Genomic DNA, 18,278 nt, shown 5'->3' on the forward strand with positions numbered 1-18,278 from the left:
TAGGGTTTGTTGCCCAGTTTTTTCTAAGTCTTACAGAATGCTGCTGTGTCTTCTAGCTACCGCTAAGGCGTAGCCAAGAAATTCCAAGCAGAGTCTTCTTCACAGATTATCGTAAATTCAGGCTCACTGAGGGGAGCTAACCCCTTTAGCCAACTGTTAAGTTTAAAAATATTCAAACCACACTGGTTGACTAGCAAATCATACATCATACCTGGCGTTATTTTATAATCAACCATGCCACTATGACCAAATTCAAAGACTAGGTAAGGCTTGTGGGTTTTTAAGGTTCGGATAGCACCTTTGAAAACCTGAAACTCTGCTCCTTCTACATCTACCTTAATGAAATTAACCTTGAAGTCAGGTTGAAGGATGTCATCAAGTTTTTGAGTTTTGATAGCAATAGATTCTGTTTGAGCATTGTTATAACCCCAATAGCTGTAGTCTCTTTGTTTTAGACCACTGAGTGCTGGGGCATCAACAACATGCCAGAACGTGGTTTCTCCCTCTAAATCACTCAAGGCAATTTGCCTAACATCAACCTTTGGGAACCGTTTTTGCAGCCTAGTAGCCAGCCGGGGGAGCGGCTCGAAAGCATAGTGATGACCGAGGGGAGCCAGTTGGCATATTTTTGTCAACACACTCCCCATGTTGCTACCCACATCGATACAGTTTGAGGATTTGTCTAAAATCCGCTTCATAATCTGATAGACATAGGTGTCATCTTGCCTGCTGGTCAGGATCTTTTGGCTAGGAGGCTTGATCAAATCAACAATACTTCTTGCCACAGGCTCAAACGGTGTGCCAATCAATAACTCTTTCAGATTAGTTTTTATGGTTAAAGGTAGATTCATTTTTTAGCTGCGTATAAACCTCAGCTTTTATTTTATCGCAGAAAATAATGAGGGTTGAGGAGTTTTATATACAAATTTTTATAAAAGCTTTACAAAGTGTTTGTAAAGCACCATATCATACTAAATCCTGTTCACACAGTGGCTTAGGCGTGCAAAACCTCAAACCCTCTCCCCATGTCCCTATCACCCCATCTCCCCATCAGTAAGAAAAGCTACTTTCACAACCGGACTTAGTATCAAATACTAAGCTTGCTCCTGATAAATTCGGCGCTTTTGTGAAGCTCCTGTCGTTTTTAAAGCCACAGCTTCCATTTGCTGGTAAATAGTTTTAGGTAAAAGTCGGAGCAAATAAGCAGCAGCCCCCGTCAACAGAGTACGAAGCGGTTCCTCTAGCAAAATACGCCAGTAAGTCGCTAAAGCCTTATTAAACAATTCTGTTGCCATCAAGCCTTCGTTGATGCTGAGGGCACGTCGAGCACCAAACCGTAAATAATAGGCGCGGGCTGGGTTTTCACATTCAGCAATTACCTCTGGAGCATAGGCACGTGTTTTATCAATCACCTTTTCTAGAGAGTTTATATGCTTGAGTATACTAGCTGAATGCCCTTGTGAATGAATACGATATAAAGTTAGCGCCTCTGGCAAACCTTCCATCTGCCAATCAGTTTTAATAGCCATGCGCAGCCAACATTCCACGTCTTCGATATTGTGTAATTCAGTATCAAAATAAGCCTCCTCCGTAGCTTGATCGTTTCGGTATCGAATTGCTTCAAACACTTCTCGCCGAATCACTGGTGTTGAACCATTCCCAATCGGATTACGACACATGATATAATCTGTAGTTATATCTTTAGTTTTGGCTATTTGATAGATTCCTAACGGACTTCCTGTTTCATCAATGAACGCAGAATAGCTAAAACTGACTCCTACATGGGGTGATGTTTCTAGATGTAAAACATGCTTTTCTAGCTTTTCTGGAACCCATAGATCATCTCCATCTAAGAAAGCGATATACTCTCCTTGAGCATGGCGAATACCAGTATTTCTAGCGGCTGAGACTCCTTGATTATCCTGACGAATAATTTTAATTCTCGGATCGTTAATTTGTTGACATATTTGGATACTGTTGTCAGGAGAGCCATCATCAATGAGTAGCAACTCAAAATTTTTATAGGTTTGGGCGAGCACAGATTCTACTGTGGCTGCTATATATTTTTCAACCTTATAGACTGGAATAATTACCGATACTTTTTTCATAGTAGACTCAAACCTTGAAATTAGTTAATCATGCTAGAAAAGCACAAAGTAAATAAAGATACGATTCCAAACTAGGTAAACCCTTATAGAATAATATTACTCTATAAGGTTTTTTAATTTTTAATTTTGAATTTTGAATTCCGCCCAGCGGTACTAGTTTTGGACAAGAGGCTGTTTTTTAACATTTTTGAGCAGCTTAGAGACAAGCAATTCAATTTGAGCATATAAAGACTTCGGTAATAACCAAAGCATATAAGCGGCTATTAAGGTTAAGATTGTTCGCTGTGGCTGTTCTAGTAGGATAAGCCAGTGATTGGATAATGAGCGATGTATAAATGTCACAGCATCTGAACCTACTTTAAGACGAACCGCACTCCTAGCCAAGTACCGCAATTGGTAAGCCCTAGAAATGTTTTCCCATCGGCTGGTCACTTTGGGAGCATAGGAACGGGTCTTTTCAATCATTTGTTCCAAGGACTCGAACTGTTTGAAGAGATTGGCTGACAACCCTTGTGTATTAATTCGATACAGGGTTAGTGCTTCAGGTATTCCCTCAATTTTCCAGTCAGTTTGAATAGCGATGCGAAGCCAACATTCAATATCTTCAGCACGACGGAAGTTTTCATCAAAGTAATAATCTTCTGTAGGGCCGTAAAGATTATCCTGATACTTAATTTTGTCAAAGACTTCGCGACGAACTACAGCAGCCGAACCGTTCCCGATCGGACTCTCTCGAAACAAATCAGATATAGTAATATTAGTGAGCTTAGGCATTAGATAGGCACCCATAAAATTTCCAGCTTCATCAATCAAAGCAGAACGGCAAAAACTAACCCCTACCTCTGGAAATTTTTCTAAGTGTTCAATATGTCTTTCCAGTTTCTGAGGCAACCACAAGTCGTCTCCATCTAAAAAGGCTAAATAATCTCCTTTGGCATGGCGAATTCCTGTATTTCGCGCTCCAGCAAGTCCCCGATTAGTTTGGTGAATAATCTTAAGTCGATGATCCGAGAATTCTTGACAAATTTTTATACTACTGTCTGGGGATTCATCGTCAATAATGAGCAGTTCAAAGTTTTGATAATTCTGGTTGATAACCGACTGTACTGCGCTAGCAATATACTTTTCAACTCCGTATACTGGGATAATTATCGAAACAGTTTTCATAGGCTAAAATTTATGAGGTTGTGATCGGTTAGCTATAAGTATTATCTGGTCTAGCTTTAGGTACTTAATTTACCAAAATTATCAACCCGATTTTTATTAAACTTGGACGAACTAATCAGGGATTGAGTTCTCAATAATTCAAACTATGCTTCTTTTGTCTATGTATAGTTTTGTCTATGTATAGTTGATAAGTCACTGTAAGCTTAAACCTCAAGCTGGCAAGTACTTTGGGGCGCTGGTCGCCCCCCAGATAAATTTTATTAGTTTTTGTTTTATAGTTTTATAGTTATCAAGTTTTGTATAATAATTTTTGTTTAATTGTATAATATATTTTCCGGTAGCATTGGTAGTATATACGACAACTAGATAAGACAGTGAACGTCAAAAGTAGGCAATTAAGCAATATCATGATTTCAATCTGCCATCCCTGTAAGCTTATATAAAAGCGATAAAACCAGACTTTATAGAAGTATATCATAATCAAAAAATATAGCAAAAAAAAATGTCTAGCGATAGATATAATTTATCAAAACTAGACATAAATTTCACAATTAGTAGACATAAATTTTACAATTAGCTACAACTCACAAAATATCCAATTTCACTGTCTTGATGCCGTCGCGAATGGAGAGGGGCTGTGCTCACAGGGGTAGGTTTTTTACATTTGGGTGGGGAGTGGGGAGTCGGGAATCGGGAGTGGGGAGTGGCTGACAAGGGTAGGTTTTTTACTTTGGAGATAGGTAATAGGTAATAGGTAATAGGTAATAGGTAATAGGTAATGGGTAATGGGGAATGGGTAATGGGGAATGGATCATTGGCAGACCTATTACCCATTACCCCAAAACCAGCATGCATTGGTAGCAGGGTTTTAGCTATTTGCTAATAGATGACATTTCATGTACCTCTGATTGCTTGAGAAATCCGGCGCTTTTGTGAAGACCCTGTGGTTTTTAAAGCTACAGCTTCTATATGCTTGTAAAGATTCTGAGGTATAACCCAGAGCAAATAGGCTGCAGCCCCAGTTAACACAGTACGACGTGGTTCTTCCCAGAGCATCTGCCAGTAGGTACCCAGAGCTTGGTTGAAGAATTCGACAGCCATGGCACCATCTCTCAAGGTAACTGCCCTACGAGCTAGATACCTCAAATGGTAAGCACGGGCACGGTTTTCCCACTCAACCACCACCTCAGGAGCATAGGAACGAGTCTTCTCAATTACCTGTTCCCAAGACTTTTGTTTTTTGAACAAGTTAGCTGATATACCACCGGAATTTACTCGGTATAGAGTCAAAGAGTCAGCAATGCCTTCCAGGTGCCAATTGGTTTGGATAGCAATGCGAAACCAACAATCCAAATCCTGTGACCCTTGCAATCCTTCATCCCAATAAAAGTCTTTGGTCTTTCCGTTGATAGTCTCTTGGTACTTAATGGCTTCAAATACCTGCTTGCGGAACACAGCACAGGAGCCATTACTAATAGGATTACGGCAAATTATGTCACCGATGGTGATGTCCTTCAGCTTGGGAAGTTGATAGATTCCTAGGGGATTTCCTGCTTCATCGATAAACCCAGAACAGCTAAAGCTAATCCCCAAATTTGGATTGTTTTCCAAATGTTCAATATGTTTTTCTAGCTTTTGAGGCAACCATAGGTCATCGCCATCTAAAAATGCTATATACTCTCCCTGGGCTTGGCGGATGCCTTCATTCCTTGCTGCATTAGCTCCCTGATTTTCCTGACGAATAATTTTGATCCTCGGGTCTAGGAACTCCTGGCAAATCTCTACACTGTGGTCAGGAGAACCATCATCAATGAGCAAATATTCAAAATTTTGGTAAGTTTGATCCAAAACTGACTGTACTGTAGCAGCAATATACTTCTCAACGTTGTAGACTGGAGTAATGACAGAAACTTTTTTCATTTTATCACCGATATTATAGTGAATGACTAAGACAATTATTGTCCAAGTTGGTCTTGCAAAATCTGACGTCTTTGGATCATTCCCACTACTTTAACAGCCAGAACTTCGAGGTGGGAATATAGGGGCTTAGGCAACAGCCAAAGTAAATAGGCAGCAGCCAAAGTCCGAAGGGTACGGCTTGGTTCTTCCAAGAGAAGACGCCAGTAAGTTGCCAAAGCAGCGTTAATTAGTTTGACAGACATTGGTCCATCTTTAAGACGTACTGCACTACGAGCAAAGTTTCGCAATCGATAGGCCAGGGCTAAATTTCCCCACTTCTCAATCAATTCAGGAGCGTAGGAGCGAGTTTTTTCTAGTACTTGTTTCCAGGAATCTAACTGTTTGACTAAGTTCGCTGAAAGACTGGCTGAATTGACTCGATATAGGGTTAGTGCTTCAGGGATTCCCTCAATTTTCCAGTCTGTCTGAATCGCAATACGTAGCCAACATTCAATATCTTCAGCGCGGCGAAAGTTTTCATCAAAGTAAAAATCTTCTGTAGTGCCGTAAAGGTTATCTTGATACTTAAGGGCTTCAAAGACTTCCCGTCGAATTACGGGAGCTGAACCATTACCAATAGGACTAGACCGGAATAAATCTGATCGGGTAATGTCCTTTAACTTAGGCATTAGATAAGTGTTCAATAAATTTCCAGATTCATCAATCAATGCAGAACGGCTAAAACTAACCCCTACCTCTGGCAATTTTTCTAGGTGTTCAATATGTCTTTCCAGTTTGTGAGGCAACCATAAGTCATCCCCATCTAAAAACGCTAAATAATCTCCTTCGGCATGGCGAATTCCTGTATTGCGCGCTCCAGCAAGTCCCCGATTAGTTTGATGAATAATCTTAATTCGATGATCCGAGAATTCTTGACAAATTTTTATACTACTGTCTGGGGATTCATCGTCAATAATGAGCAGTTCAAAGTTGGTATAGGTCTGGTCGAGAACAGACTGCACCGCTGCTGCAATATAGTTTTCAACTCCGTAGACGGGAATAATGACAGAAACATGTTTCATTGTTTGACCAGTGGTTTTAAAGAGAACTAGTTTTAATTTTATTTTTTTAAATAAAATTTCTCCAAAAAAATAGATAAATACTTGAAACTGACAACTGACGACTAAAAATTACCTCCTGAGCACTATCATCTTCCCAGGAACTGATCACAAATTTCTGCCCAAGTGTACTAGACTATTTTGCATTTGTGATCTGGTAGCTAAGGTAGGCCCCGCTACCAATTGCAGTTGGGGATAATACATAATAGATGAGTCTGACTTAACTATTTCCCATTGGCTTAAAACAGAGGAATAGACGGTTTGTGCAATCCGTAAATCTCGCTCTAGAATTTCCAGAGTCAAGGCATCTTGGGACATTTTGCTAAGTTTTACTTCAAGCTGAGAAATCTGAAACTCTAGATCCCTGGCCTTGTCATCACTACCTTGTAGTTGTGGTTTAATATCATCCATTTCTAAGGGTAGATCATCTTGGAATAAGCTAGCTTGAGGCTGATGGTGAACAGGATTCATAATCTGAGGATTGGTAGAATGACTATGATCAGACTGAGTCGGTACTAGCTCAGCCAGCAATTCAATCTTTTTGCGCCGTAATTCAATCTTTTTCCGCCGTAGTGTTTCTATTGTCTCTAAGAGCTGGTTTAAGGGCAATCCTATGTTCGCCGTTTTTTCAGCTAGGCGTTGCTGTGCTTTTTCTAGATCGTTTTCGGCTGATTTTATATACACTGGGATAGTCTTTTCTTGTTGAGCAATTTCTTGCTTTCTGAGTTGTTCCAGTCTTTTGTTAAACGCCTGATTAATGGCGAAGGCTCTCCGTTGCGCTTCCTCAGGGGTGACTCCTGAAATTTCAAAAACCATCATTGTAGAGTTATCGATTAGTTGAATCGAAGGCTTATCTAAGCTATCTAGAGATATATTTAGCTGCTTTGCCGCTTCTTCTAAAACCGTCACACTTTCAGCTATCAACTTCAGCTGTTTTCTGGGATCATCGAAGCGATCGCTTAACCCAGCACTGCTATTACTATTATTACTGTTATTAAAGTCACAATCACCAAATTCAGAACCCTGAGTGTTAGGGAATGTCCCACTACTGGCTAATGATAAAGTCCATTGGCTGACATAAAACTGATCAGTATCAGTCTCATCTTGAGATTGGAGTACAGTATGAGATTGGAGTACAGTATGCTCTAAGGTTACAGGAGACGTTTGAGGTTTAGCAAAGACATACCTAGCAGACCAAACCACAAATAACGGAATTAAAAGGGCATGAACCAGTAAAACCGATACAGCGACCGTGATGATTCCCCATTTCACTGCTATCAGTAGACTACAGGAAAAGATGATAGTAAATAAGACATTCCAGAGCAAGCCAATTTGCGGTTTATCAATGGCTGCTAAAAGCTGAAATCCAGCAATATCAAAGGGTCTAGGAATTGCTGATAAGCAAACTAAAATGACGATGGGAACAACCATACTCCAGCCTTCCGTATGAATTTTTTCCCCAACCATAATGGGAATATAAAACGGAACTAGACTTGCTTGTAAAGCAACAAAACCAACAATCACTTTCCCAATCGTCTTCAGACTGCTAAAGTATGTTTGCTTAAATTTCGATAAGTTTGTCCGGACTTCACATAGGGCAGGGTATAAAGCAGTAGTAATGGATTGGACGATAGTCAAGCTAATTCCCAATCCAGCATTGTAAGCAAAGTAGTAAACACCTAATAGGTCAATTCCTATAAAGCGACCAATGATAAGATAGTCGAGAGTTTCCCTGAGAGTCTTTAAAAGTTCAATCCCCAGGAAATTGATTCCAAAGCGAAAAATCTTACCCCAGTATTTGGTTGTGAAAGAGCCAGTTCTCCGCCAGGGATGTTTGAACAGATAGGTAATGAATTCTATAGGGCTAGCTATTAGTATGGGAAGTATTATCGCCCACATTCCCAGATGAAGAACAGCAAAGACAGCGGTTAAAATATTGGCGGTGGCATATCTGAGAGCGCGAGCAGTAGCCGTTACCTGAATTCGATTATCCCTTTGAATTAGTGCTGACTGTACTGCTCCTAAGGGAGCAATCAAAAAGTTAAATGCTAATAGACAAATGGGTAAAATAAGTTGGTTATCCTTATAAAACCACGCAACTGGAAAAGCAGCAAGGCACTGCATAACGAATAGACTTGCAAAAAGTACCCAATTTAACCAATAAGCACTATTACAAATGTCTTCCAGCTCATCGGCTTCCGCCTGTATAATTCTAGCATGAACACCGATCCGCGTTATTGTTTGTGAATATTCATAGGTCGTCAGAACCAGTGCAGCTAATCCAAAGTCATGGGGAGTTAAGAAGCGTGGCAAAATAAACGTTGCAGCTAAACGGGAAACCCGAATAAATGCCTGTGCCACTCCCATCCAACCAAGATTGCGAGTAAAAGTGCTACGGTTACCTAGTTTTTGCTTAATGCGACTCCCGATTGTTTTGACAATTTTCACAGTGGATCTCCCATCCTGCCATCCTTGTGATGATTGATATCTGTCGAAATTGATATCTGTAAAATTAGAGTGGTAGTTAGTGCTCTGAAATCATCCGATTATCAACAGATACCATCGGCATTTTCTGGCCGATTAGTTGGATTAAATGTCCAGCTAGTTTTTTAGGCATAATTTTGATTATTAATAGTTTTAAAATCAGACGCATAGTTTCCTTGCTTAGCAAAAATTTTGGATAAAGCTTTATGGAATAGCTTAGTTTTTTAATAGCTAGCTTTACTGCTTCATTATCAAAAGCATTAGCTATACACTGCTTAGCAAGATAACGATAGGCATTCGCTAAACTCTTATTTTTAAGAGACTTAAGTTCTGGTGGAGCTGCCTTGAATGCTCTTTCAATTACAATTAGGTTCGCATTCTCCATCACATCCACTTTAGAGGTCATTGACTGGGAAGAGCGACGGTAGAGAATTTGGTATTTAGGAACCAGTGCAAAAGGACATAAAGCTGCTAGCCTGAGGTAATAATCCCAATCTTCAACTGATTTCAGGCATGGGTCAAATTCTCCAGCTGCTTCAATATACTTCCGCTTAACCATGATATTGGAACCACTGGATATGAAGTTACGAATTAGTAATTGGGGATAAACATTACCCTCCCAATAGAGTGGTTGCCAAGCAAACAAAAATTTGCTATTCTCATCTATAAAGGCAGTCCAACTGTAAGCCACTCCGGCTTCAGGATTTTTTTGCAGTGCTGCTAACTGTAGCTCCAATTTATCGGGTTTCCATAAATCATCGGCATCTATAAACGTAATAAACTCGCCCCTAGAGCGACGAATGCCACGATTACGTGCCACTGGCAATCCGCCATTTTCATAGGAAAACACTTTCAATCGAGGATCGTTGACTGTACTGATTACATCTAATGTCCCATCAGTGGAGCCGTCATTAATGGCAATTAACTCAAAATCTGAAAACGTTTGTGCTTGAATCGATTGGATCGTTTCTAATATAGTTTTTTCTCCGTTATAAACTGGAACTATTACAGATATGGTGGCCATGGCGATTATCCTTTTTCTGTATATAATTAGTACATGGTAATTACCCACAAAAGGTCTAGACAAACCCCTTGAGCATTTTTATTTTAGTCCCATCCCTACTACAACCAAACCAGGCCAGTAGAGGTAAGCTAATCCCTCTAGATTTTCCCCAAAGGAAAACAGGATACAAATTAATAGTATTGTTAGTGCTGTTGTGGCAACTTTACTCCTTTGAGCTTTAATTAAAAGTTCTATAAAAGTATAGACTATAGGAATTAATATTCCAATAAACCCGACGATTCCATGAGTATATAAAGCACCATACCAAGTGTGGTGACTTCCAATAGGCATACCAGCGACAACATCAGGGCCTTTACCTACTTTAATGGCATGACCCCAAATCGGTGCATCTTCTTCCCACTTACGGTGAGAAAGCCGTGCTAAAGCCGACCTAACCCGCGAAGAAGCAGATCTTTGACTGGAAAAAGAGTCTTTCAAGTTTCTAGCTATCATCAGCAGTTGGGGACCAAATAGACCACCAATAAAACTCCCTATTCCTGCCGTAATTTGGATGGCGGGTTCGGTTATATTTCCCAAAAATGTTACCAGTATTGGTATACCCACTAAGCAGATTATCCCCATCCGGGACAATGAACCTACAATTGCAGCAGCACAACCAATCATACCAATAAAACGCCACTTTATGTCCGGGTCTCTACTACTAAGGAAAAAGTGTACGTTACAGGCAAATGCCAATGCTGGAGCCCAAGGCGCAAATAAGAAAAGCCGTGTTTCACCACTTTTTATCACGTAAGGACTTACGGCGTAGTAACGTTGACTGTTACCCCCAATTTTTGCCATTAGGGTGCTAGTATACAATGGCATCTCTAACCCAGTTAGACTTAACCCATAGGTAATTGGCACCAAGAGCAGAGTTTGTAGGGAAAGGATAGAAATTGCTCTATAGATTATTTGTGGTCGGATGTTGAGGCAACCAATTAAAGGAAATAAGGCCAGAAGCGCCCAAGTTCTCAAAAAGGAGTTAATAAAGGATTTTATCGTTTTAACAGTTGAAAAACCCCAATCTAAATGACCCACAACTAAGGCTAGGCCAATGACTGATATGCAAACAATCCAGACCCAGACTCCAATGGGAATCCGAATCCTTTCTTCCGGTGGAGTATCTGATGTTTGCTGCCAAAGCTTCTTAATTAGATAAAAGGTTAGCAGCCAAGCTAGAGCTGGGGCAAAAACAAACTGTGCGCCTAAAAAAAATAATAAGTAGGTGGAAATTATATAATAGAAAACTACTTTTTCTTCAAAGTTTTGGGGTTTCATTAAAGCCTGCCTAATGGCTTAGGTTACTGGTGCCATGCTATGATGTCTAGCTTGATAACAAGTGGATTAGTTGCATCAGAAATCTTTTCTTTGGTTCCCGATTGGCGATGTGAAGCTATTAGATGTTGTGAAACTATTATTTGATGGTTGAGAACGTAAGGGTGGAACATCAGAATTAAACGATTCTACTTTGCCGTACATTGAGGGTTGTGATTTACCTTGTAAATGGGGACGTAACCAGAGTAAAAATAGTCCTGCACTAATTAACAATGAACCAGCTGCTGCACCAAGTAAGGCCGATGACTTTTTCGGTGCTATCGCGTCTGGGGGTAAGCTGGGTTCAGCTAGCAGCTGAACTTGAGGATAGGAAAGGGATTGGTTGAATCGACCAATGGCTGATTGAGTTAAGGTTGAAGCATAGATAGTTTCCGCAATGCGCATATTGCGTTCTAGGATCTCCATCCTCAAAGCATCCTGGCTCATTTGTTTGAGTTTGGCTTCGAGCTCAGCAATCTGGTTGGTTAATACCCAGGCTCTAGCTTCCACACCCTGTTGCCGTGCTTCCACCTCAACAATTTGGCGCAGCAAATTTTCCCGGGAAGAACCAGTTTCAGGCCCAGAGTTAACACTGAGCTGGTCAATAATTGCTAAAGACATGGGGCGACCTAACAGAGATTGACTACGCTCTAGCAAAGCTGCTTTAGCACTCTCTTGCTTGCTCTTCTCGTCCACTACAGATGGATGCTTGGAACCGTATTTGGAACTCAAAACCGTCAGGGCTGCCGTAGCCTGACTGTATTCCCTTAGGGTTTGCTGAAATATCTGGTCAGCCTTAAGTACAAAAGCATCAGCAGCTTGTCCAGACGACAACTTGAGATTAGCTGAGAGGTTGCTAAGATTGGCTTTTGCTTCTCGCCCTTGGGCTAACAAATCGATTTGTTGTTGTCGTAAACTTTCTATAGTGGATGATAGCTGGTTAACTTGTTCTTTCGAGTTCAATCCAGTTCTAGCTTTGTGTTCAGACAGACGTCTTTGAATATCTGCTAAATTTTTCTTAGCTGCCTCCAAATCAGCTTGAATTGGTAGCTGATTGTCTCCTACTTCTTCTTGCCTAAGTTGTTCAAGTCTCTCCTGGAAAGCCTGGTGCATAGCAAAACCTTTCTGTTGGGCTTCCTCAGCAGAGTCTCCTGTGATTTCAAAGGCCATCATAGTTGAATTGTCAACAATTTTGACCCTAGGCTTGCCCAGCTCTTGAGAGGACATGTTCAGTATACTGGCAGCATCCTTAAGCACCGGCTTACTTTCCGCAATGAATTTCATCTTTTCCCTCGGGTCATGGGAGCGATCGCCAAATGGTGACCTAACATCTGAACTCGCTCCCCCTAATTCTGGGATATTAATTCTGGTGGATGAGCCTGAGACAGGAAGTGATACTGCCCATGTACTGGTATAAATTGGCTTAGCTGATTTCAAATAAAAAAATGTTAAGCCCCAAATTCCGGCATTAACAGATATCCCTAAACACAAGTAAAATAGCCAACGTAGAGGCATGAGATTTGATTTTTCATAGGGATATGGGGCTATGGTCTTATAATTAGTAGTCATTGGAGCATCTCACCTGGCAAATCCACATTTTTAGTTTTAAGTTGTAGTCTTAAGTTGTAGTCTTAAGTTGTAGTCTTAAGTTATGATTTTTGATATTTTATATTATGAAAGACTTGGCAGAGAGTTTTACCCCACTATCAAGCAATGGCTTAAACCCGTAGCCAATACACCCCTGATGAAGAGTCAGATCTCGTGAGCTTATAACTTGTGATAGATACATTAATTATAACATTTGAGCTATCCTCAATATGAATTAGGGTATAAATATGTCTTTAATAATCCGAATGGGATTGAAGATATCCCCAATAAAGTCAAAAACACTTTTGACATTAGTCACCGTTGAATCATAGCAAGCGACACTATCTCTTGGCATCAGCACTGGATTAACTTGGTCATCATTAGGCTTCTTCACCAAGTCCTCTACAGAACGTTCTATTGCCAGAGTTTCCCCAGTAGTACGGTCAGTTTGCAGTAACAGAGCACGGCGATCCGCATTTGTGGTTTCTGTACCTCCAACACAACTAGCAGCAATTACAGCTTGAGATAGACGGGAGCCATATTCAACTTCCTGGATTCTAAGGTCACGTCCATTATTGGGATTACTGAGATTGGAGAGAAACACAGGAATAGTTGAGGGAGTAAGCTGGGAAGGTCTGGCTAGATAATATTGAGGCAACTCCCGAGTAGGAACAATGATTTGGTCTCCAGCAATCAAGGGAATATCCTCCACTGGTGATCCGGTGAACACACCAGATAAATCAATTACCTGTTCCTGTTCACCCCGAACCAAGCGCACCTGTTCAATGTTGGCATTTGGTTTGATGCCGCCAGCCGTTAAAATGGCAAAGGTTAGGTAGCGTTCTGGAGGATAGTCTCCTGAGACAGTAGCAATCGATGCTGGTAAGTCTCGACCTTTAGAATCCGTATCATTAATCAAAACCCGACCAGGTTCAAAAACCGCTCCTCCCACAGTTACCTGAATTGGAGCCCACTCAAAGAGTTGAATGCTGACTTTGAGGAAATCAGCCTGAAAAAAGCCCCCTTCCAGCAAAGCCTTGACTAGGTCTTGCTCTATTTCTGATACTTCTCGACCCGCTGCCAGTATCGGGTCTAGGTAGGGGAATTTTATGTAACCATCCAGATTAACTTCATAGGTGGCACTGAAGCGTTCAGCTTCCGGGATTTCTTCTTCACCAGCCACAAAGAGTCTAAGGCGATCGCCAGGAGACAGTGGTAGAGCCCAACTGGGAACGGATACACCTATTGCTGCTACGGTAGTAATTAACCCTGCTATCCAAAACTTGAGAATGGACATTGAAGAATCTCTGGGTTCACAACTATTACTTAGTGCTATTACTTAGTGATAACACGTGATAACACTTAGTATAGGGGGGTTTCGGTGAGTGTTTGAGTGTTGACTGACGATCAACACTCAACAAAAAACATTCAACAAAAAACACTCAATTCCCTTTGCCACTAATTAAACTATGTAAGTAACTATAGCGTTTGGATCTAGGTTGTAAACACACGTATTGCCGAAAAAGGCAAGAGGCAAGAGGCATGCATGCAATAGGGGCAATATCTCCGGAGTTTTATTGGAAAATAACAAAAGACCTTCTAGGTTTACATCTCAAATAAAAACGCTATAGTTAAGTTTAAGTTAACCAACCACAACAGTTTCTTTAATTGCCGAGAGGGGCTTACCCTGAAAATAGTCAGGAATCGGCGCTCCCATCAAATTCAGAATAGTGGGGGCTAAATCTAGAGAATGACCAGCTGGTAAACTAGAACCTGGCTCAATATCTTGTCCTTGAATCACCAAAAAGCCATCAGAGCGGTGAGAACCAGTACGATTAAAGGGAACTGGACCAATCCGTCCAATATCGGGACTATCTACTACGTCAGTGGCATATTTTTCTTGCCAGATAACGACTAAGTCACCATCAGGTAATTTGGGACCAGTTTCAGTTGCTGATTGGCGGGTGCGGATAATTTCCTTCACCATTGGTTCCCCAGTGCGAGCATCTTTAAGCTGGTAGAGTTTTTGAGTCAATTCCTCACATACAGCATCGTACTGATCAGGGGCGACAATACCCTGAGGTTCCCTTCCCTGGAGATTAATCCTGATATATCCTTCCGAATAACTAGGCAGCGCGAATGCTTTCATCTGAGGCCAGCAGGGTTGGTACCAGGATGGACTCTGGAAGAAGAATGGATCAGATTCTGCCTGCATCTTGAACGGAGAAATGAGATCCGGTGCAGGAGTGGAACCAAACAAGGGTGCGATGGGATTGAAAAGTTTGGTAGGGAGTTGACGTCTCAAAAAACCTTTGAGTGGATTCGATTCATGCTTGAGGCTCCATACTTTCCCCATCCAACCCTTTTTCGCCCTGGCATCATTGATTAGCGGTTCTGGGGGTTGACCATACTTGCCACGAGCAATGCCATATTTACCTGGGAAACTCCAGCGATAGAGAAATTCTGGCAGGAACAACATACTAGGTAGATCCATGACGTTAGACCCCATACCATGGGCAGCAAATACTACGACCTGGGCATTATCCGGGGCTTTGCTCAAAATGCCACCAATGGCTTCGTCAATAGCTTCAAAAATTTCTAACACGGGATCTCCAGGGCATTTAGCACCTACAGATGGGTAGAGAGGATGATCCGGCTGACTCAGGTGCCAGAAGTAATGCCCTGCAGTATGGGTTTCACCAAAGATTGTTAAGAAGAAATCCCACGGCATCTGCTGCAACAAGTCTTGACAAATGGCACCCCGGCGGGCGATACCAATCTCCAGTTGTGCTTGAAGACCCTTGAGTGCTGCCACATCCATAATACTGGCATGGTCTTTGCGTAAGACAGGATGCTCACCATGCTTATCAATCACATCCTGTAGCAAGGATTTGGGTATGGAATGACTGGGAGTCTGAGGAGAGTGAGCTCCCCAAGCAAGGACTTGCAACCCATTGACCTGATTGGACAGGGGAGCTTGAGGCATATCAAAGACTGCCACCCGATAGTCATCTCCCAAGCCATAGAAGGGTTGATACTCAGCAAAGTCGTAGGCTTGAATGTCTTCTACTTCGTAAGTGCCTTCCTTAATTTTCAGAGGTGCCCAGTACCCTGTTTGCTCAGGAGAACAACCAGTAAGGAATGTTGTCCAGGGAGTCTCAGCCCGGTAGTATTCATATGTCTTTAAACGTCCGTAAGATCCCTGTTCTCGTAAGCGACGCAGGTTTTTCAGATGTCCTTGAGATATCCATTGCTCTATCAAGGCAGGGTCGGCAGCATCCAAGCCAATGGCAATTACAGGGTTTCTCATTGTTGTGGTCGGTAGATGTGCGGGTAATTTTCTGGTAGGTTAAGTAGTGTGCCTAGTTTAGCTCAGCATCTAACCTTACAAATAACGATAGTCGGCTTCACACAGATGAAGGTTGAAGGATCGATGAATCTTAGAGTAGGCTTTTATAAAGTTTCTGTAAAGACTACTGCTATCGATCACACTATGTAGTCTCATTCTATAAGTAGCAAAGATTTGAGGCATTTGTTAGCTCGACTAGTTCTCCGACTCGACTGGTGAGCTACTCCCTGGTAAAAAATCTTCTTAAAATAAGGCATAGACCTGATCAATACTACCTGATCAAAACAACGACTCGTGATCTGGAAAAATTACCCTTGTTAGCTCATTTATGTAGAGTCGATGAAGAATATTTAAAGATTTTATTAAGTTCAGAGAAAATACTAGGCTGGACTCGCCCATAGGCTATGATATTAATGGTATAATTAACCATTAACTAACCATCAATGAACCATAACGGAGGACTGGTGCAACCATAAAAACCAGTAATTTTAATTAAAGTAAATCCCTAATACATAACAAATAAATAAAGCCTAAATAAAGCCTAAATAAAGCTATTCTTCCTAAGTATTATAGAGAGGAATTGACTTGAGGTTTTTAAGCTATAAGCATCTAAGCAGATTGGGAGTTACTAGGAGGAGGGAAAACTTAATTCATTCCCAGACAGCCTGATTGATTCAATCAGAGTTGACTCTAATCTATAACGTTATGATTAGTCACCAATTCTCCCCTCGATACGTTCTAGTTCACGCTGTGACAATGAGATTGAATATTTCGTGAATTACCTAACACTGTCCTGAGGGATAATTCATCGCTTCTTAACACAGTGAACTAGAGTTTAATGCTAATACCAAAATAGATTTATGTCAAATTACTGAGATCATTGTTATCAAACCCTGGTGTAATCTACCTCAAGGGATTACTGTTGTTTAATTAGGGAATATTTATAGGTTCAGCTATCTAGAAAACAGGTGGGACCCGAAGGTGCGACCCAAGGGCGATTTACTCGCCCTAGGAGGCGCGCACCTTGAGCGAATTTAATTACGGTTCAAGGGCACCTAAGGGTATTTACCAATAATTTTTCAGAGCTAATATAGTAAAATTACTAAAACTGTGATAATGTAATTTTATTCTTTTCCAAATAAAATCTTCTTGCTCGAAACAGTATCAAGCTAACTTGGGTAGCCGATCGGGAAATGGCAAATTGACTGAGTTCGGCTCCAAGTCTGAAGATTGTTGGGAAAAGCTTGGCGGCTGTTTTTAGTGCTTATTCCTTAGGTAGGAGAGACATCGTAAAGTAAAAAGGTTAAACATGAGAGAAATAGTGAAAATACTAAACTTAGAGATTGATAATATATCCAAGTCAGAGCTGTTAAAGCGGCTCGATACCGGGGTGATTTTCACTCCCAATGTCGATCACTTAGTCAAGCTACAAAAAGACCCTGAATTCATGAAGGCATATCGAATTGCCGATTATAGATTATGTGATAGTAAAGTTGTGTATTATGCGTCGAGGTTCTTGGGGTCACCCATACAGGAGAAAATTTCTGGATCTGACCTTTTTCCAGCTTTTTATGATTATCACAGAAACAATGAGACTATTAAAATATTTCTCTTAGGTGGACGAGAAGGAGTCGCTAAACAAGCTCAAGAAAATGTCAATGCTAGAGTTGGCAGAGAAATTGTTATCGCTGCGCACTCCCCATCATTCGGATTTGAGAAGAATCAAGCTGAATGCCAAGAAATCATAGAAATGGTTAAGAACTCTGGAGCTACAGTACTAGCGGTGGGAGTTGGTGCACCTAAACAAGAAAAGTGGATACATAAGTACAAAGATCAATTACCAAACATCAAAATATTCATGGCAGTAGGTGCCACCCTGGATTTTGAAGCAGGAACCAAACCAAGGTCCCCTGTATGGATGAGTGAAGTCGGATTGGAATGGTTACACAGGCTATTATCTGAACCGCGACGGTTGTGGCGGCGATACCTGTTTGATGCTCCGGTCTTCCTTTGGTTAGTGTTGAAACAAAAACTCAAGAGTTCTATGTTGCCACCAGCTAGGGTCAATCTGAATTGATCCCAAGTGATATCGTTTCGGTTTATATGGGAATGGTTTGGAGGAAAACCCCCAAGATCCAAAGGACAGGAAGGGAGGAAGGCACAAAATTGATCATTGAGCCATTCTCGTC

Annotated in this window: 13 protein-coding genes; 1 reads left to right on the forward strand and 12 read right to left on the reverse strand. The window is 41.2% G+C overall.

All coding sequences use genetic code 11. The features are described from left to right. Window positions 1-62 precede the first annotated feature (62 nt). From F6K63_RS16125 to F6K63_RS16180, 12 genes are all read right to left on the reverse strand, one after another. Window positions 63-851: an FkbM family methyltransferase gene (locus tag F6K63_RS16125; RefSeq protein ID WP_008179019.1), complete on the reverse strand. Its 789-nt coding sequence runs from the start codon at window positions 849-851 to the stop codon at window positions 63-65. Window positions 852-1,094: 243 nt separating this feature from the next. Further along, window positions 1,095-2,108, reverse strand: a complete 1,014-nt coding sequence (locus F6K63_RS16130) for a glycosyltransferase family 2 protein (protein ID WP_008179020.1) — start codon at window positions 2,106-2,108, stop codon at window positions 1,095-1,097. 153 nt (window positions 2,109-2,261) lie between these two features. Continuing rightward, on the reverse strand, window positions 2,262-3,275 hold the full coding sequence (locus tag F6K63_RS16135; protein WP_008179022.1) for a glycosyltransferase family 2 protein: 1,014 nt from the start codon (window positions 3,273-3,275) through the stop codon (window positions 2,262-2,264). A 573-nt stretch (window positions 3,276-3,848) separates the two neighbouring features. Then, complete coding sequence (locus F6K63_RS16140) at window positions 3,849-4,109, reverse strand: hypothetical protein (RefSeq protein WP_287294951.1); 261 nt, start codon at window positions 4,107-4,109, stop codon at window positions 3,849-3,851. Window positions 4,110-4,169: 60 nt separating this feature from the next. Beyond that, the gene (locus F6K63_RS16145) at window positions 4,170-5,195 is read right to left on the reverse strand and encodes a glycosyltransferase family 2 protein (protein ID WP_008179026.1); all 1,026 of its coding nucleotides are present in this window, start codon (window positions 5,193-5,195) and stop codon (window positions 4,170-4,172) included. 35 nt (window positions 5,196-5,230) lie between these two features. Then, complete coding sequence (locus F6K63_RS16150; RefSeq protein WP_502708320.1) at window positions 5,231-6,298, reverse strand: glycosyltransferase family 2 protein; 1,068 nt, start codon at window positions 6,296-6,298, stop codon at window positions 5,231-5,233. Between the two features lie 102 nt (window positions 6,299-6,400). Then, a complete protein-coding gene (locus F6K63_RS16155) occupies window positions 6,401-8,740 on the reverse strand; it encodes an oligosaccharide flippase family protein (protein WP_287248835.1) in 2,340 nt (779 codons plus the stop codon). A 76-nt stretch (window positions 8,741-8,816) separates the two neighbouring features. Beyond that, a complete protein-coding gene (locus F6K63_RS16160) occupies window positions 8,817-9,800 on the reverse strand; it encodes a glycosyltransferase (protein WP_287312687.1) in 984 nt (327 codons plus the stop codon). Window positions 9,801-9,878: 78 nt separating this feature from the next. After that, window positions 9,879-11,117 carry an O-antigen ligase domain-containing protein gene (locus tag F6K63_RS16165; protein WP_287312688.1) on the reverse strand — a complete coding sequence of 413 codons (1,239 nt, stop codon included), beginning with the start codon at window positions 11,115-11,117 and terminating at the stop codon, window positions 9,879-9,881. Between the two features lie 75 nt (window positions 11,118-11,192). Continuing rightward, on the reverse strand, window positions 11,193-12,722 hold the full coding sequence (locus F6K63_RS16170; RefSeq protein ID WP_287312689.1) for a GumC family protein: 1,530 nt from the start codon (window positions 12,720-12,722) through the stop codon (window positions 11,193-11,195). Window positions 12,723-12,975: 253 nt separating this feature from the next. After that, a complete protein-coding gene (locus tag F6K63_RS16175; RefSeq protein WP_071102089.1) occupies window positions 12,976-14,037 on the reverse strand; it encodes a polysaccharide biosynthesis/export family protein in 1,062 nt (353 codons plus the stop codon). A 345-nt stretch (window positions 14,038-14,382) separates the two neighbouring features. Further along, window positions 14,383-16,050 (reverse strand): alkaline phosphatase family protein, encoded by a 1,668-nt coding sequence (locus F6K63_RS16180; RefSeq protein ID WP_287312690.1) that lies wholly within the window; start codon window positions 16,048-16,050, stop codon window positions 14,383-14,385. Window positions 16,051-17,398: 1,348 nt separating this feature from the next. On the opposite strand from F6K63_RS16180, the gene F6K63_RS16185 reads away from it, so the two are divergent. After that, window positions 17,399-18,166, forward strand: coding sequence for a WecB/TagA/CpsF family glycosyltransferase (locus F6K63_RS16185; RefSeq protein WP_287312691.1), 768 nt, complete (start codon window positions 17,399-17,401; stop codon window positions 18,164-18,166). Window positions 18,167-18,278: the final 112 nt, after the last annotated feature.

This window comes from Moorena sp. SIO1G6 (assembly GCF_010672795.1).
GTDB classification, from domain to species: domain Bacteria; phylum Cyanobacteriota; class Cyanobacteriia; order Cyanobacteriales; family Coleofasciculaceae; genus Moorena; species Moorena producens.

Excerpts from the sequence above, each read along its gene's own strand:
- F6K63_RS16125 (WP_008179019.1), bottom strand. The coding sequence starts at position 851 with ATGAATCTACCTTTAACCATAAAAACTAATCTGAAAGAGTTATTGATT.
- F6K63_RS16130 (WP_008179020.1), bottom strand. The coding sequence starts at position 2,108 with ATGAAAAAAGTATCGGTAATTATTCCAGTCTATAAGGTTGAAAAATAT.
- F6K63_RS16135 (WP_008179022.1), bottom strand. The coding sequence starts at position 3,275 with ATGAAAACTGTTTCGATAATTATCCCAGTATACGGAGTTGAAAAGTAT.
- F6K63_RS16140 (WP_287294951.1), bottom strand. The coding sequence starts at position 4,109 with ATGGGTAATAGGTCTGCCAATGATCCATTCCCCATTACCCATTCCCCA.
- F6K63_RS16145 (WP_008179026.1), bottom strand. The coding sequence starts at position 5,195 with ATGAAAAAAGTTTCTGTCATTACTCCAGTCTACAACGTTGAGAAGTAT.
- F6K63_RS16160 (WP_287312687.1), bottom strand. The coding sequence starts at position 9,800 with ATGGCCACCATATCTGTAATAGTTCCAGTTTATAACGGAGAAAAAACT.
- F6K63_RS16165 (WP_287312688.1), bottom strand. The coding sequence starts at position 11,117 with ATGAAACCCCAAAACTTTGAAGAAAAAGTAGTTTTCTATTATATAATT.
- F6K63_RS16170 (WP_287312689.1), bottom strand. The coding sequence starts at position 12,722 with ATGACTACTAATTATAAGACCATAGCCCCATATCCCTATGAAAAATCA.
- F6K63_RS16175 (WP_071102089.1), bottom strand. The coding sequence starts at position 14,037 with ATGTCCATTCTCAAGTTTTGGATAGCAGGGTTAATTACTACCGTAGCA.
- F6K63_RS16180 (WP_287312690.1), bottom strand. The coding sequence starts at position 16,050 with ATGAGAAACCCTGTAATTGCCATTGGCTTGGATGCTGCCGACCCTGCC.
- F6K63_RS16185 (WP_287312691.1), top strand. The coding sequence starts at position 17,399 with ATGAGAGAAATAGTGAAAATACTAAACTTAGAGATTGATAATATATCC.